Genomic DNA, 17,530 nt, shown 5'->3' with positions numbered 1-17,530 from the left:
TCTCACCTACTTAATGTTCAAGATTTCTTTGATCGTTCGGATGTGTTTCTGAGCTTTTTCGCCATCACGTTTACCATTTAAAATATCTGAAAGATAAACTGGTGTGATACCAACCATTTCTGCTAGTTGATAATGTTTCATTTTGCGTTTTCTCAACTCATTTCTAATTTGTAAATCTAAGTTTTCACTCATCTTCTAACCTCCTATTTATTTTTGTAAGCTAATAAATTAGCTAATTTTATAAATTCCGTTGACAAAAATTATTCAATAAGGTACTATTTAACCATAGCTAAATAAGACTTTAAAAGCCTACAAATTAACATTCACACGTTCCCCAACGATTTAATGTATTTGTTTTAAGGTTTTGTTTGTCAAATAATTAGCTAATAAATTAGCTTACGAGATAAATATAATTCAATTGAATACTTTTGTCAACTGTTTTATTCAATTAAATATTTTTCTTTCGTATTTTTATAAGGATGGTTGATATGACAACATTTGACATCATTAAAAAGTTATCCTCAGATAGAGGTGAAAATATTAAAGATGTGGCTAAGAAGCTTGGTTTTGGAGAAAACCTTTTTTACAAATGGAAAACACAGAGTCCTACGTCTGATAAATTAGAAGCCGTAGCAGATTATTTCAATGTGACTACAGATTACTTATTGGGAAGAACTACTGAACCACAATTAAAACATTATGATGACAAAACGTTTGCAGCTATTGCAAAATCTTTCAAAGCAGACAACGAAGCATACACTCAACTATTTGAAAGTTTACCTTCATTAAGTGATGAAGAATTGGTAGTCGTTAATAATATGGTTCAGTCACTTATTGAACTAAAACAAAAAAAGAGCTGATAAACAGCTCTTAGTCTTTCAAGTGTAAAATTATATTTAGGATGTAGTTAATAAGATTTGGATCTTGAATTTTATTTACCAAATCAATAATTTGTTCTTTTGAATTTTCCATAAGTAACACTCCTTTTAATATTGGAGTGTACCGCTCTTTAATAATATATAACATTACATTTCAACAATTTATCCAATTGAAATAAATAGATGTTAAAATGATTTCTTAATGTTATACTATCATTGTTGTAGCAAATTGCTACACTTAGGGAGCAGTACACTAGTGTGTTTAGTGTATATCGTTAATAATCGAGGGAAAGTCGATTATTAACGGCTCCTATTTTTTATGCCCCTGTTTGGATGATGAATACTGAAATAACAGTGATCGCAATTGTTAGTAATGACATTATCTTCACCCCTCATACATTTGATTACGCTTATTGTAACAAAGCTTTTTCATTAAGGAAAGGTTAAAAAAAATTCATTTGCCAAAATCACAAAGCTCTATCCTTATAATTACTGCTTTCGTGTTAAGCAATACTAACATAAACTCAAAATATTATGATATTAACAATATAATTAGCTTTTTTGGCAAACGATAAGAAAGGATATACTAATGAATATTCCTAGAACTATAAAAATATTCAGATTAAAAAAAGGACTTAAACAATCTGACATACATATTTCAAAATTCAGCTCTACTTTATCAAGAATAGAAAATGGAACAAGGAACATAAAAAGTAATGATCTAGATGAAATTATTAATATCTTAGGGATTAATGAGAGAGAGTTTTTTTCATACGCAATATTTGATGATCCTTCAAATGATTTCGCAATAAAAATAAGACAAGCATCATTGAGAAAAGATCAAATGCTGAAAGATCATATACTACAACAATATTATATCAAAGAATACCAATTCTCTCGTTCTTCGAAAGAACTTGCGTACTACTATACTGTGAAAGCTCATTTTAGTAATAATTGGAAATTAGGCGAGCTCGTTATTGTTGAGCTACAACATATTTTCAATCATCTAACAAGTCAAAAATATTGTGGATACTATGAGTATTTGCTTTTTGTTAATACAGTTCACTTTTTTAAAACTGATCAATTAACGACTATTGTGAAACATCTTCTTCCAATAGAAGAAGAATCTCTCAGAGATCATGATACTAAACGATACGCATACACAGGATTGATTAATGCAATAAGCATTGTAATGTATGGTAGAGAGTATAAAGTTGCATTAGAATTAATTGAACTAGCTGAAAAAATGGACGTGAATAATTCAAACTACTACTTTAGATTTTCAATACAATATTTTAAAAATATTATATTTTATATCAAAACTAAAGATATGAAATATCACAGCAAGATTCACAATTTCATTGATCTTATTAGAGACATTGGAGATATCGAGATTGCAACCCAATTAGAGCAAGAAGTGAAAAGGATTATTTTTAAAGATGATAAAATAAATATCGAGGATCTGCATGTATCGTTGATAAAGGATCAATAATACTCATTGTATGATATAATTCTATGTAAAAATTGAATTATAGAGGGAAAGTAAATGAAAAAATATAGTAACATTTATAGCTATAGTATTGTATTTCTAGCGTTAGTTTCAATCTCTTTGGTAATATTGGATTTTTCTAATGTCCTTAGTATATCGGAAAAACCTTATAGTTATATTGATAATTCAATTCTAATAATTTTTGCAATAGATTATTTAGTACGATTTTATAAATCCGATAATAAATTAGTCTTTTTCAAACAAAACATATTTGATTTGATTGCTATCATTCCGTTTGACTCAGTATTTTCATTCTTCAGGGTAGCACGTGTTTTCAGATTAGCTAAGATTGGACGACTAGCAAAACTAACACGAGTAATTGGAGTAACAGGGAAATTAACTCGCAATACTAAAACATTTTTAAATACAAATGGATTTTTAAAAATAATATATGCTAGCATAGTCTTAATTGTGATTTCGTCATTAACCTATTCATATGCAGAAAATGTTCCTTATATTGATGCGTTTTGGTGGGCATTAGTTACCACAACTACAGTTGGTTATGGAGATATTTCACCAGCTACACCTTTAGGTAGGTTAGCAGCTATAATACTAATGTTTTTAGGTATTGGTTTTATAGGTATATTGACATCTACGATCACTGAGTTTTTTAATAAATCCGACAAAGAAGATGTTTCAGAAGAAAAAATTGATTTGTTAATAAAAAAGATTGAGAATTTAGAACAAAAAATAGACGATCTTAGCAAATAATAATTCCCTATTGAAAGGAGTGATGCCAAAAGTTATGTATCTCATTGCTTGCCCAAGTAGAAGGAGAACAAAATGGCTACATTTAAAGAATACAAAAAGAAAAATGGCGATAAGTTATGGATGGTAACAGCTTATTTAGGAATTGACTATGTAACTGGAAAACAAGTAAATGTCACTATCAGAAATGCCAAGACAAAAAAAGAAGCCCAAAGTAAGTTAAATAAAAAGCGGCTTGATTTTGAAGCAGGTATTTCAACAACCGAAGTAAATTACACTTTTCAACAAGTTTATGATGATTGGATTGAACAGTACCAACATACTGTTAAGGAAAGTACATTTGTTAAAACAAAGCGAATTTTTAAAAATCACATTCTCCCCTATTTTGGTGAAATGAGGATTAAAAAAATTAAGGTTCAACATTGTCAAAAGGCTATCAACCTTTGGTCTAAAAATCTTAAACGGTTTAATATGATAATGAACTATGCAGGGATGGTTTTTGATTATGCAATACGTATTGAACTAATAAATACTAACCCAACTAAACTAGTAACCAAACCTATGGTGAAAGAAACCATTGAGGAAAAAGAAGATAATTTCTATACAAAAGAGGAATTAACGCTTTTTTTCAATTGCCTTGCAAAAGAAAGCGAACCAAAAATCTATTCATTATTTAGAGTATTAGCTTATACTGGTATGCGTAAAGGTGAAGCTTTGGCTCTTACCTGGAGTGACATAAGTTTTGAAGATCAGACAATCACGATAAACAAAACTTTAACTCGTGGTGAAGAGTCTAAACTTATCATTCAAACACCAAAAACAGGTAATTCTAAGCGTGTTGTAAGTGTTGATGATGAAACACTAGACATATTAAAAGAATGGCGTAAAACGCAAAAGAAAGACTATTTTGTGATAGGCATAAATACATTGGATAGAAATCAACTTGTATTTAGCAATCTTAAAAATAAGTTTTTACAACCCACTGTTACTAGAAAATACATGAAACAAGTTTGTGATAAGTATGAATTGAAACCAATTACTACTCATGGATTTAGACACACTCACTGTAGTTTACTCTTTGAAGCTGGTGCATCAATCAAAGAAGTACAAGACCGATTAGGACATACAGATATACAAACAACGATGAACATCTATGCTCACGTTTCTCAACAAAAGAAAGATGAAACTGCAGCACGTTTTGCTAATTTTATGAGTAACTAAACTAAATCTACATCAATCTCTACATCAGCAAAACAAAAAGGCGTTACAAACGTTGATAAAACAACATCTGTAACGCCTTTTATTGTCTCACAATGGAGACGGCGGGAGTCGAACCCGCGTCCAAACACATTGTCACTTAAACTTCTACGCTCATAGTCATACTATTTTAAGGCTTCGCTGAAGTTTATGCCGCATAACAGGCCCAAACTCTCGCTAGTCTGATGTTCTCTTCTAAATTTTACAGACTGAAAAATTTAGCGTATCCCACTTAATTTGAGACCCTTACCCGAGCACATGGGCGATGCCGGGAGGATCTTCACCCGCTGTTTTTACGCAGCTAGAGCGAAAGTATTGTTTTCGTTTTTAGCAGTTATATTTAACTGTAACGTTTTTACGTAGACGTAACCTACGAAACGCAATTCAAGCTCAACTATGCCTGTCGAATCCGTAACGTCCCCGTTAAGATTAAATAGCATAATATACGCTTTCATTAGTATAACATATTTTTCTGGCATTTTAAAGGATCAGCTTTTGTTTCTTTACCTTTCTATTACAGCCGAATAACACTCTTTGAGTAATTTCTGGACAAAAAATTAATGCCCGGTTCCAAAAGTATTGACTAGAATCGTTCCAATAATGATAAAACCAATACCAATAATTGTTGGTGTATTGATCTGTTCTTTCCAATATACAACCGAAAAAATCGTGATCAAAATAATTCCAGTCGCTCCCCATAATGCGTATGCTACATTTAAAGGCATATATTTTATTGCTTTAGATAAGCTATAAAAACAGACAAGATACGCAACCAAACATTCAACTGATGGCAATAATTTGCTGAATCCATCTGTCGCTTTTAATAAATTTGTCGCAATAACTTCGCTTATTATAGCGATAAAAAGATATCCATACCCTATCAAAAAAGTTTTCCTCCTCGTCTACTTGCATCAAATACTGTTTCATAAAATCGTTCTTAAAATTCAAGTATATTTCTAACCTGGATATCATCCACTCTATCTATGTTTAACATTATCTCATGTAAAAATAGCTTAAGCGAAAAGCTTGCTCGTACTCTCCTAAAAATCTGTATCTTTTAAAAGCGTTTGAACAAATTGCTCTAAATACTCCTGATCTATTTCATCATAACCATGTGTTACGGAACTATCTAAATCTAAAACGCCAAGTAATTTTCCGTCCTTGACCATTGGTACAACGATTTCGGATAGAGCAGCTGAATCACAAGAGATATAATTTTTATGATTTTTTACATCATCAACTATCAATGTTACACACTTTTCTGCGGATTCTCCACATACACCTTTTCCCATTTTAATTCGGGTACATGAAACTTTCCCTTGAAAAGGACCTAAGACTAGTTCTTCTCCATCAAACAAGTAATAACCAGCAAAAACGGTATTAGGTAATGCATCTGCTAGTAGTGCAGAAGAATTAGCAAGATTAGCGATTTTGTCATGCTCAATTTCAATAATCACGGCTTGTTGTTGTACTAAAAGTTGGTATGTCGCGCTCTTTTCCTCTTTGGTTTTCCACATTTTCAGTTCACACTCTTTTCTATGTTTTATAAATAAGAAATTTTTTAATTGTTACTTATTATACCATAGACTTATTATTTCTTTTCACTATCGGTTTCTGCTTATAAAATTTGAATACTACCTTTTACCTGCTTGATATAGTGAAACTGTTTTAACATACGATTTTGTTTTTTTATTCGGTAATATATTCATACTCTTCATAGCAAATTCAAACGAATTCACACTTTTTTCAAGCTTTTTTATGTTTGATTTAATCTGTTAAGGGTATAGTTTAATCATGGTAAACAGCCAATAACTTTGTGGATGAACGTGGTGTTAAAACTCTTTGAGGACTAACGGATGTTTATTCTCGACCTGATGAGGTGTAGGTTCGAATCCTACCGTCCACGTATGTGCAGAACTTTTGCACTTGATTTATATAGTTGTTATTTCTAACTGAAAGGAAGGATGTTCTATGAAAAAAATATTCGTTACAGGAGCAACTCTATCGGCAATCACTATTGCTGCCTATTCATTTTTGAAATATACACCAAAACATCAACATGACTATGGTAAATTATAATCAAAAAGTTGTCCTGATCGATTTTTGTTCAAGACAACTTTTTTATGTATATTTTTGATAAGCATCTCGCAAATAATATCAAGTTAGTTATTTAGAACCAAGAGATATTCTCCTTCTTCTTCGCTGTCTATTTATTAACAAATAAGTAAAGGTAAGAACGAGTATCAAAATTCGTCCTTACCTTTTGCTATTTTTTATTGAAATAGATCTAGTTCGTCAGATCTTCTCCATTCGTCGCAATCACTTTTTTGTACCAGTCAAATGATTTTTTCTTCGAACGGTTCAAGGTGCCATTTCCCTCATTATCGCGGTCGACATAGATAAAACCATAGCGTTTTTTCATTTCGCCTGTTCCGGCAGAGACAAGATCGATACAGCCCCATGTTGTGTACCCTAATAAGTCGACGCCATCTAGCTCTACCGCATCTTTCATCGCTTGGATGTGCGCTGCTAAATACTCGATTCGATAATCATCGATCACATTGCCATTTTCATCTGGTGTATCAACAGCACCTAAGCCGTTTTCAACAATAAATAATGGTTTTTGATAACGATCGTACAAGTCATTCATTGTCACACGCAATCCTAACGGATCAATCTGCCAACCCCATTCGCTTGCTTCTAAATATGGGTTTTTCACTGAAGCGAAAATATTGCCGGCTGTTTTTTCATTGACTGCTGGATCTGTTGATTGCACACGAGATGAATAGTAAGAGAATGAAATAAAGTCTACCGTATGTTCTTTCAGTAGTTCCAAATCACCTTCTTCAATCGGTAATACAATCCCGTCACGTTCTAACTCTTTCAGTGCATATGCTGGGTATTCCCCACGAGATTGCACATCGATAAAGAAGAAATTCTCACGATCCGCTTTTTTCGTTGCCCAAACATCTTCTGGTTTACAAGTATAGGCATAGTTTGTGCCTGCCGCTAACATACAACCCACTTGGTTTTCTGGATCGACTTCATGCGCAATTTTTGTTGCGATTGCACTTGCCAACAACTCATGGTGAGCCGCTTGATATTTGACTTGTTCTTTGTTTTCGCCTTCTTCAAAGTAAAGACCAGCGCCCATAAACGGTGCGTGTAAAATCATATTGATTTCATTGAAGGTCAGCCAATATTTTACTAAGCCTTTGTATCGGTTGAAAATCACGTGACATAAGTTCTCATAAAAGCCAACCATTTCACGGCTGCGCCATGCGCCATATTTCTCTACTAAATGCATTGGACAGTCAAAGTGCGTAATGGTTACAAGGGGCTCTATATTGTGTTTACGGCATTCTTTGAACAAATCCTCATAGAACTTCAAGCCTTCTTCATTCGGCTCTGTTTCGTCTCCTAGAGGGAAAATACGACTCCAAGCAATCGATAACCGGTACGTCTTAAAACCCATTTCGCCAAATAGTGCAATATCTTCTTTATAACGATGGTACATATCGATCGCATTTTGAGCTGGGTAAAAATGGTCCTCATCAAACGCAAACATTTTTTTCTCGCCTGTGATCACTGGAAAACGATCTGGTCCAACAGGTGCTAGATCTACATTCGCTAACCCACGTCCTCCTTCTTTATAGCCACCTTCACATTGATTGGCAGCTGTTGCGCCGCCCCATAAAAAATCTTTTCTAAATGCCATTTCAAAATCCTCCACTAATTTATTTGAATAAAAGTCTTATTAACGAATGACTTTCATTACTTGTTCTCCTGGTTCAGCCAAAGTTTTAGTTAAAGTAATAATATCACCAAAATCAGTTGAATTTGTTAAAACAACAGGCGTAATTATATTATAGCCTTTTTCAGCGATTTTTTCTAAGTCAAATTCAATAAGTTTGTCCCCTATTTTAATGTTTTGACCTTTTTCAACAAAGTATTCATATCCTACACCATTTAATTTAACAGTATCGATCCCAATATGAATCAAGAGCTCCAAACCAGAATCACTCGTTAAACCAATTGCATGTTTGGAATCAAACACTGCAGTTACTGTTCCTGAAACTGGTGCATAGACAACACCTTCTATAGGCTTTACTGCAAAACCTTTTCCTAAAATTTCTTCTGAAAACATTCCATCTTCAACTTCTTTCAAGTCCACTACTTCACCTTTGATCGGTGTGACAACTTCTGTGATAACATTCTCTTTAGATTCGCTGTTTTTAATCGTTGTTTTTGAAGTTTCAGTCACTGGGTCTCTGTATAAAATATAGGAAATGACAAATGAAAGCACAATACTGATGGCTGCACCAATACAAGCCATATATAAATGTTTCAGCGTATCATCACCAATATAACTTGGCAGTGTCAATAAGCCTGGTGAACCTCCAGTAAAATTCTTAACACGTGTGATGCCCATAAATAAACCACCGAATCCTCCACCAATCATTGCTGCATATAAAGGTGTTTTAAATCTCAAGTTAACCCCATATAAAGCAGGCTCTGTAATGCCAAACAAACCTGTTAGACCAGCGGAAGCTGCTAATTGTTTAATCGAAGAATCTTTACTTTTCACACCTACAGCCAAAGAAGCAGCTCCTTGACCTAGGTTCGATGCTAACATTCCTGGATAGATCACGCTATCATAGCCGCTTGTCATACGATTGTTAATCCCGATCGGTACTAAACCGTAATGTGTTCCTGTTGCTACAAATAATGGTGTCAACGAACCAATAATCGTTGGAACTAACCACGGACTAAAGTTTTCCAATGCTTTGATTCCATTTGAAATAGCGTCACTAATGAAATAACCCAACGGTCCAACAACTACTAAAGAAACAGTTCCAACAATTGCAATCGTAATCAACGGTTTACTAAAGAATTTGATTGCTTTAGGTGATACTTTATCCGCCATCGGTTCAACAAAAGACATAAACCAGACCGCTAAAATAATCGGAATAACTGATGATCCGTAGGTTACTGCAGATATTGGTAATCCGAAAAGATGAATACCACCTTCACCAGCTTCCTTAATGGCATTCACCATTCCAACAAAGTTTGGATGTAACAAAATCCCTCCAACCATCATAGCTAGATACATATTTGTTTTAAATTTCTGGGCAGACGATGCTGCTAACAGAATAGGTAAAAAGTAAAATGCAGAATCTGCCATAAAATCGATAATAATATATGTTTGTCCTGTTTTGTCGATCGCATTAAAAACAACTAAAAGAGACAAAACAGCTTTTAACATTCCGGCAGCAGTAATCGCCGGCAAAATAGGTGTAAATATACCTGTAATCGTATCTATAATTTTCGAAGCTGTACCACGTTCGTCCTTTTCATTCGCTTCAACGTGCTCTCCATCTAAGACAGGTATTTCTTTTAAAATTTCTTTATAGACACTGCTTACATCACTACCAATAATTATTTGGTATTGTCCACCTTTTGAAACAACCCCCATCACTCCATCTGTTTGTTTCAATAGGTCTGTTTGTGCTTTTCCTTCTTCTTTCAAATTGAAACGTAATCTTGTAGCACAATGTGTTAAACCAGAAATATTTTTCTCTCCACCAATTTTTTCAATAATCGTTTGAGCTAATTCTTGATAATTCATCATTCATCCTCCTAATTTTAAAAGTTTAATCTTAGAGTTAATTAATTTTAAACAAGTAATAGACTTTTACTATAAACAGAAATCCATAAAAAAATACCTAAGAAACCTCTCATTTAAAAGAGATTTTTCTTAGGTATAGCCTGCTTTGACGCAGTAACAATCCTTTAATTGTTGGTTATTCTTCTGATATGGATAGTCAGATAAATCATCTCATCCTCTTGCAGATCTCGATCAAATTCTTTTCCTATATACTCACGAATTTTCAACGCACAAAGGTATTCTTCTTGGTACTTTTCCTTTAACATAAACAAGAAGCCTTCATCTTTATCTTTATCCAATTCTATTCCACTAAACAAACGTTGAACGAAAAACTTCAAATGGGTAATAAATCGCTCATAATTTAGCGTGTATTCATCCAAATCGGTCTTATAATGATATTTCACAATATTAATGATTTTTTGAATGACTTTTGTCATTTCAGACACTTGACTCACTTGTGACAAATCTAGTTCTGCATTTACGATATGTAATGCAATAAAACCAGCTTCATCTTCTGGAAGTGAAATATTCAGTCGATTGGATATGATATTCAATGCTTCTTTTCCGATTAAATATTCATGATTATAAAAACGCTTGATTTCCCAAAGTAGTGCGTTTCTAACGGGGAGTCCGCTATTATGTCGCTCAATTGCATAATCGATATGGTCAGTTAATGTAAGATAGATATTTTCATTCAACTTTTTGCCTAAGGAAACTTTAGCAAATCCTATAATTTCATTAGCAACCTGTAAATGTTCTAAACGAACATTGGAAAGTAGTTGAGTGAGCTTATTTGTATTTAAATCGGGATTACTTGTATATACTTTTTCAACAAGAACATCCTCAATAACATCACCGATATTTTTTTTAAAGCCAATACCTTTCCCCATCACTAGTACTTCATTATTGTCAGCATCAAGAGACTTTACAATATTATTGTTGATTACTTTTTTTACTTTCATAATATCTCCTCAATGAGATTAGACCAGCTAGCTAATTAATGTTAACAAAAAGAAATAAAGTATAGCCTGAACATTCAGTAACAATCTTGATTTCTCTTGTTATTAAAACATGAAAATAAAGCGTTGTCAACAAGGTGAAAAACATCTTTTAGCTAAAAAAAAGGTGACTTCTATTCAATACTATCATTACTTACAATAAATAGACATTAGCAAGACAGATTTAGTTATTCTACCTAGCTAATAATAGTTGTATATCAATACAAGTATTTACTTTTTAGTATTTCTAATAGTCCATTATCTAGTTCTAATTCTTCTTTTAAATAATCAGTTATCGTGCCATAGTGCTTTTCTACGGTGTTGTAAGCCCCATCCAGATAATCTTTTCTCGTTTGCTGCAAAGAACTTAGAAACGCTAACACGTCTTCATTTTCTGTATATTTTTTGTAGATAGCCATTCTTTTTGCATTTCTTGGCGCATTCATTTTATCTGTTAGTAAATAATCCTGATAGATTTGATCTTTGTCAACTCCTAAAGCACCTAAATATAAAGCCGCTGCCCAGCCTGTTCGATCTTTTCCACCTTGACAATGAAAGATCAGTGGAGTTACATCGTCTTCTAAAAGCTTTTTAAAAAATTGCTTATACGCTTTGATTGCATTTGTTCCTAAAACTAGCTGCTCCATTTGTTTGATCATTACATTTCGATTTTTGATCAGTTGTTCCTTACCTTCTTGAGTTTGAACCATTATTTCTAATTGAGCTATCTTCTCTTCATCTTTCCTTGAAACAGATTGCGTACTAGCTTGCTGTGCAATGTCTGCATGAGGATTGAAATTGAATACCTCACTTGTCCAAATCAATTTATTTGGATCTTTGGATATTTCTTCTGGTGAACGAAAATCAATAATTGTCTTCACACCCATTCCCACAATATAGGCTTGACCCGTCTCCTCTATTTGATGTAAAGCATCTGAACGATAAACATTTCCCCAGCGTGTTAAACGGTCTTCCTTTGTATAATAGCCTCCCATGTCACGACAATTATATAAATTATTTAAAGGCAAGCGCCGTTCTGCTCCGATAAATAACTCTGAATCTATTTCTAATTTAAAATAAAGGCGTGTTTTAGGATTAGGATCTTTAAAACTTTGCCATCCTTTTCTTGCAAATTCGATATAGCAAGTATTATTTATTACTGAACTGTCAGTTCCATAATAAATTTTAGCAGGAAGTTCTGCTACCTCTGGTATATAGATTGATAATTGATCGGCATCTCTTTTCACTTGAAGTGTTTGCATTTTTCACGCTCCTAAAGTTTCTCAAGGTTTGCTGTTTCTTCTGCAATCCCTTGACTATCTAATTTTTTCATAAATGGCAAATACAGTAATAATACCACAACAAATTGAATCAGTTGAACGACTAATCCTTGCCAACCTGCTGCCATAAAACCAGATAAGAATGTCGGTAAATTTTTAGGAACATTAACACTAATAACTGGTAGAAAACCAATAATCGTTGCCAAGTAAGCAATTCCTACGCAAACAGCTGCTGAAAGAGTCAAGGGAATAAAAATGACTGCATTCATAATCATAGGAATACCAAATTTCATTGGTTCAGTGATTCCAAATATACTAGGAACTAAGGAAATTTTCCCAATCGATTTAAACTTTTCACTTCTACTCATCCAAACTAAAATAACTGCTAATGCTAACGCTCTTGGGCCTTTAAATGCATCTAAGAAAAATGAGTTAATAATGTTTGTAGCTGCTTCTCCTGCTGCTACTGCTTCCATATTTGCATATGCTTGTGTTGTAAATAAAACTGCAATCACAGAACTTACTACCATACTTCCATGAATACCGAAGAACCACAATAATTCTGATAGAAACATAATAAATAACGCTGACCAAACAGATCCACCTAAAGCTTCTAGTGGTGTTTGTAGATTAGTATAAATAAAGTCATGAATATTCCCAAATTTAGTTTCAGCAAATGCGGTACTGATCACGATAGCAACGATAAAAATAATTGCAGCAGGAACAATTGCTTCAAAAGTCTTAGCGATTGCGGTTGGTACACTATCAGGCATTCTAAATGTAATACGTTTTTCTACCATCTTAGCAAAAATCCAAGTGACAACCAACGCTACGATCATTCCAACAAAGATTCCTTTTGATCCTAGATAAGTTAATTCAAAAGCCAATACTGGTTTTTCTTTTCCAATATCAAAAGCAGTTATTGGTGTTAAAACGAAGAACGTTGCTAAAGACAAAATAATTGAAGCAATCGTATCCCCTTTTTTCTCTCTTGCCATTGCACAAGAAATACCAATAATCACGTAGATTGTAATTAAATTACTCGAAATAGACGTTCCCAAAGAACAAGCTTTCAAAACAATCTCAGGTAACCCCGGAATCATGCCAATTATCGTTGTAAGACTTCCTACTATTGTAATTGGCAAGGTCATCATCATGCCGTTCGCTATACTTTTAACAAACGTATTATTTGAAAACTTATTGACAAAAACATTCAATCCGTTAATAAATGAACTTTTTTTTGTTTCAGACATTCGTCTTCCTCCTTTAACTACCCCTAATTAGGTGCAATAACCTCTTGAGCCTTTTTAAAAACTTTTTCTCCATTCATCATGCCATAATCCATCATTTCAATGACAAGTACTGGAATATCTGGATATTCTTTTTTTACATCCTCCAGTTGATAACCAACTTGAGGACCTAATAGAATAATATCTGATCCCAATACCTTTTCTTCTAATTCACTAAGTCCACAAGCAGAAATATCTGCATCAATTCCTTGTGAGTCCGCATAATCCTCCATTTTTTTAACTAACATTCCTGTTGACATTCCGCCTGCACATGCTAATGTAATTTTCATCCTAATCATCCTTTTTCATTTAATTTTTTGCATCTTCTTTAAATAATATACGCAATTGTTGCAGTTCTTCATGTAAATCAATAAATTCTTTTGTAAAATCTGTGGCTGTTATCGCCGCCATCATGTGATCTTGTGCATGAGTCAAAAACATATTAGCTGCTTCTTCTGGATGACTCGCAAATTTTTGTAAAATATCTGTATGATGCTGATGAGCAACTTTTAAATTTTGTTTACTCTCCTCAAATATTTTTTTCGCACTTGCTATCTCTCCACCTTTTGCCTCTTTAATTGCATTCATTGCCAATGACTTGGCATTACCTGCGTAAACAATAATCTGCATTACATCTGTCTCTGAAATCATTTGTCTTTCTCCCTTCAAACACTAAATAAGTTTTCATAGTTATATACGCAATAATCATGCCAAACAATTGAAATGCTGATCGACTAATAATCGTTCTATAAGTGTTTCGCAATCTATAAAAATAAAACACATTTCTATTCATCTACAAAACACATTGTCATAAATAAAAAACACAACTTTGACTATTTTATCTCGTAACATTATACTTAGTGAATAGAACACAAAACACACTATCCATCAAAGGTCGTGGAAAAATGAAAAGAATTGAAAAAATAGCAGAGTTACTAACTCGATACTCAGAAAAAGAACCCGTTACTGCAAGTGAAATGGCCGCACAGTTAAATATTTCGCGAGCAAATGTCAGCAGTGATCTGAACCAATTAGTCAAATTAGGACACGCAAAGAAAATTGGTACTAAACCAGTTTACTTTTTTTCAACTACACCAAAAATAAAAAATGAAGAAAATATCTTAGATGATTTCATCCATAAAAGTCCTAGCCTTTTTCATTGTGCTGAACAAGCCAAAGCAGCTATTTTATATCCGCCAAATGGAATGCATATCTTATTAACTGGGGAAACAGGAGTCGGCAAAAGTATGTTTGCTGAATTAATTTATAGTTATGCGTTAACAAAAAATAAATTGAAAGCGGATTCCAATTTTGTCACCTTTAATTGTGCGGACTACGCGAATAATCCGCAATTATTAGTAGGATCTATTTTTGGAGTGCTTAGAGGCGCTTACACAGGCGCAGATGAGAATCGTGTTGGTTTATTAGAAAAAGCAAATGGTGGTATCCTATTTCTAGATGAAATCCATCGTCTGCCTCCAGAAGGTCAAGAAATGCTATTTACGTTTATTGATCGAGGCATTTATCGTAGGCTCGGTGAAACAACTAGTGAACGCCACGCTCAAGTTTTACTTGTTTGTGCAACCACAGAAGATACATCTTCCTCTTTATTGCAAACGTTTATTCGGAGAATTCCGATGCGAATTGAAATTCCTAATTTGATTGACCGTGGTTTAGAAGAACGATTAAGTTTGATTTCAACTTTTTTCCAAACCGAGACTAAGAAATTAAAGACACCGATAGAAGTTTCGACTAATACAATTAGAGCATTATTAGGATACCATTGTCCTAATAATGTCGGTCAGTTAAAAGCAGATATTCAACTATTGTGTGCAAAAGCCTATTCCCATTTTATTGCTCACCAGGAAGAAACAATTAAAATCAGTAGTTATGAGCTCCCTCATTATATCCGTGAAGGACTCTATAACACTGAAGATCGAAAAAAAATTTGGCTCCTACTACCAAATATGAATACTCGCTTCTTTCTTTTCAATGAGGAAGAAACCACACTCTTTTTACCTAAAGAAACGAAAAGACATGATATTTATCAAATCATCGAACAAAAAATGAGCGACATGGAACGAATTGGTCTTACTATTTCTCAAACCACTGAAATCATTGATACGACAATTACCAATTATTATCGTTCATATAATAATAATACTGCCGTTGATTTAGATAATTTGGAACAGATTGTCGGTTCGGAAATCATTGCAACTGCTAATAAAGTATGTGAAAAAGCATCCCGACTGTTGAATATCTTTCTATCGGATAATGTCCGTTATGGGCTTGCCCTTCATTTATACAATACAATTCAACGTATAAAGAGAGGACAAACAATCACCAACCCGCGAATTTTTGAGATAAAACAAGAACATCCTCGTCACTTTGAGGCAGCTCAACATTGTCTTTCTATTATAGAAACTGATTTTAATGTTAGACTTCCAGAAGATGAAGCTGGTTTTCTTGCACTCTTTTTTACATCTAATGGCAACAAAACAAAAAAAAAGGCGAAAGTTGAAGTTATTGTTGTTGCCCACGGTGAATCAACTGCTACAAGTATGGCAAACGTTGTAAATAAACTTCTTGGTGAACAAATAGCCGTAGGATTTGATATGAACCTTGATGAAAAACCAATCGCTACCTTGACTAATATTCAAAACTATCTTTCTACGAAAAAAAACTTAAAAGATGTTCTATTACTAGTAGATATGGGCTCTTTGATCAATTTTAGTGATGAATTAGAAAAGAATTTAAATATTCAAATTCGCTGTATTGAGCTAGTCAGCACACTTCACGTTTTAGAAGCCAGTAGAAAAGCTGCTCTTGGCCATGGTTTAAATGAAGTATTTGAATCTACCAAGAATATTAGAGGCTTATCAACATATAAGAAAAATATGGAAGAACAAAAATCAATAAAATTATATATTCTTACTTTATGCACAACAGGTGAAGGCTCTGCCCAATTGATCAAGAAAATGCTCAGCAACCGTTTAAATTTAAGAGGTAATGTTTGTGAAATTGTATCGTTGCAAATAACTGATGAAAAATTATTAGAACAAACACTCACAAACCTAAGCTATTCTGGAAAAATCATATGCACTATTGGTACTTTTCAGTCATTTTACACTTCACCCCATTTCACAATTACAGATGCGTTAGATGAAACAAAGACAAATCAAATTCAAGCTCTTATTGATTACGAAATTGCTTTTGAAGGGATGCGAACGAATATTACTGATATGTTAGAGTATAACGACGATAAGCAACTAATAACCTCAATTCGAGAATGGGTGGAAACAATCGCGACAGAAATCAATCCAACTATTTCCTATGAAATAAAAGTTGGTTTAGCTTGCCATGTCGTTTGCATGATAGACCGTTTAAAACGAGGAAAAAGAGTCAGTAGCTTCCCAAAAACTACAGCGTTTCAAGATAAATTTGCAGCTGAAATAGCCAGTGTTAAAAAAAATAGTAAACTTTTGGAAACCTACTATGCTATCACAATACCTATAGATGAAGTCTTTTATATTACTGCTTTTTTTATGTGCGAATCTTTAATTTGATTTTTTTTCAAAATGCACTAGTAAAATAAAAATTTTCTTTTTCGTATGTGTCAAAATATGGATCAAAACAATCTATATTATGTATGATTGCTTTGATCCTTTAACTTATTGTTCTATACAGTTCTTTTATAAAAAGTTGAGACTTTGTACTTTCTGATATTGTTGAAAAATCACCGGTATCTTTTTCTTTGGATTTTCTTCACCAACATTAGTCGAGAAAGAGCCGGAATTCCCCTCTAGGCTTCATTAGTGATTTAATTCTTTGGATTTCTTCACCAACATTAGTTGACAAAGAGCCAAAAAAATCTGAGCCAGAATGAGATTCATTCTGACCCAG

Annotated in this window: 15 protein-coding genes and 1 other RNA gene; 5 read left to right on the top strand and 11 right to left on the bottom strand. The window is 33.3% G+C overall.

Features of this window, described 5'->3' with window-relative positions; genetic code table 11:
• Positions 1 to 6 precede the first annotated feature (6 nt).
• On the bottom strand, positions 7 to 192 hold the full coding sequence (locus AC1PU0_RS07165) for a helix-turn-helix domain-containing protein (protein ID WP_111247759.1): 186 nt from the start codon (positions 190 to 192) through the stop codon (positions 7 to 9).
• A gap of 296 nt (positions 193 to 488) precedes the next feature.
• Here AC1PU0_RS07165 and AC1PU0_RS07160 point away from each other — a divergent pair, with 296 nt between their 5' ends.
• From AC1PU0_RS07160 to AC1PU0_RS07145, 4 genes are all read left to right on the top strand, one after another.
• On the top strand, positions 489 to 860 hold the full coding sequence (locus tag AC1PU0_RS07160; RefSeq protein ID WP_111247758.1) for a helix-turn-helix domain-containing protein: 372 nt from the start codon (positions 489 to 491) through the stop codon (positions 858 to 860).
• A 607-nt stretch (positions 861 to 1,467) separates the two neighbouring features.
• Positions 1,468 to 2,370: a helix-turn-helix domain-containing protein gene (locus AC1PU0_RS07155; RefSeq protein WP_206849771.1), complete on the top strand. Its 903-nt coding sequence runs from the start codon at positions 1,468 to 1,470 to the stop codon at positions 2,368 to 2,370.
• A 54-nt stretch (positions 2,371 to 2,424) separates the two neighbouring features.
• Entirely contained in the window at positions 2,425 to 3,138 is a 714-nt protein-coding gene (locus AC1PU0_RS07150) for an ion transporter (RefSeq protein ID WP_206849770.1), read from the top strand.
• 72 nt (positions 3,139 to 3,210) lie between these two features.
• Entirely contained in the window at positions 3,211 to 4,356 is a 1,146-nt protein-coding gene (locus AC1PU0_RS07145) for a tyrosine-type recombinase/integrase (RefSeq protein ID WP_206849769.1), read from the top strand.
• A gap of 90 nt (positions 4,357 to 4,446) precedes the next feature.
• Here AC1PU0_RS07145 and ssrA read toward each other — a convergent pair.
• From ssrA to AC1PU0_RS07095, 10 genes are all read right to left on the bottom strand, one after another.
• Positions 4,447 to 4,814: a transfer-messenger RNA gene (ssrA, locus tag AC1PU0_RS07140) on the bottom strand.
• A gap of 135 nt (positions 4,815 to 4,949) precedes the next feature.
• A complete protein-coding gene (locus AC1PU0_RS07135; protein WP_206838706.1) occupies positions 4,950 to 5,273 on the bottom strand; it encodes an SMR family transporter in 324 nt (107 codons plus the stop codon).
• Between the two features lie 159 nt (positions 5,274 to 5,432).
• Positions 5,433 to 5,909: a GAF domain-containing protein gene (locus tag AC1PU0_RS07130; protein WP_206838704.1), complete on the bottom strand. Its 477-nt coding sequence runs from the start codon at positions 5,907 to 5,909 to the stop codon at positions 5,433 to 5,435.
• Positions 5,910 to 6,679: 770 nt separating this feature from the next.
• Positions 6,680 to 8,110, bottom strand: coding sequence for a 6-phospho-beta-glucosidase (locus AC1PU0_RS07125; protein ID WP_479998793.1), 1,431 nt, complete (start codon positions 8,108 to 8,110; stop codon positions 6,680 to 6,682).
• A gap of 39 nt (positions 8,111 to 8,149) precedes the next feature.
• Positions 8,150 to 10,021 (bottom strand): beta-glucoside-specific PTS transporter subunit IIABC, encoded by a 1,872-nt coding sequence (locus AC1PU0_RS07120; protein ID WP_206838680.1) that lies wholly within the window; start codon positions 10,019 to 10,021, stop codon positions 8,150 to 8,152.
• A 164-nt stretch (positions 10,022 to 10,185) separates the two neighbouring features.
• Entirely contained in the window at positions 10,186 to 11,022 is an 837-nt protein-coding gene (licT, locus tag AC1PU0_RS07115; RefSeq protein WP_206838679.1) for a BglG family transcription antiterminator LicT, read from the bottom strand.
• A gap of 254 nt (positions 11,023 to 11,276) precedes the next feature.
• Positions 11,277 to 12,320, bottom strand: coding sequence for a tyrosine-protein phosphatase (locus AC1PU0_RS07110; RefSeq protein WP_206850419.1), 1,044 nt, complete (start codon positions 12,318 to 12,320; stop codon positions 11,277 to 11,279).
• A gap of 11 nt (positions 12,321 to 12,331) precedes the next feature.
• The gene (locus tag AC1PU0_RS07105; RefSeq protein WP_206850418.1) at positions 12,332 to 13,591 is read right to left on the bottom strand and encodes a PTS sugar transporter subunit IIC; all 1,260 of its coding nucleotides are present in this window, start codon (positions 13,589 to 13,591) and stop codon (positions 12,332 to 12,334) included.
• 23 nt (positions 13,592 to 13,614) lie between these two features.
• A complete protein-coding gene (locus AC1PU0_RS07100; RefSeq protein WP_206850417.1) occupies positions 13,615 to 13,917 on the bottom strand; it encodes a PTS sugar transporter subunit IIB in 303 nt (100 codons plus the stop codon).
• A 19-nt stretch (positions 13,918 to 13,936) separates the two neighbouring features.
• Positions 13,937 to 14,278, bottom strand: a complete 342-nt coding sequence (locus tag AC1PU0_RS07095; protein WP_069654717.1) for a PTS lactose/cellobiose transporter subunit IIA — start codon at positions 14,276 to 14,278, stop codon at positions 13,937 to 13,939.
• 254 nt (positions 14,279 to 14,532) lie between these two features.
• Here AC1PU0_RS07095 and AC1PU0_RS07090 point away from each other — a divergent pair, with 254 nt between their 5' ends.
• Entirely contained in the window at positions 14,533 to 17,193 is a 2,661-nt protein-coding gene (locus tag AC1PU0_RS07090; protein WP_206850416.1) for a sigma-54-dependent transcriptional regulator, read from the top strand.
• Positions 17,194 to 17,530: the final 337 nt, after the last annotated feature.

This window comes from Enterococcus sp. XAF26B05_ASV22 (assembly GCF_056727285.1).
The sequence above is the reverse complement of the archived record's forward strand: the minus strand, read 5'-3'. Positions and strand labels throughout refer to the sequence as shown.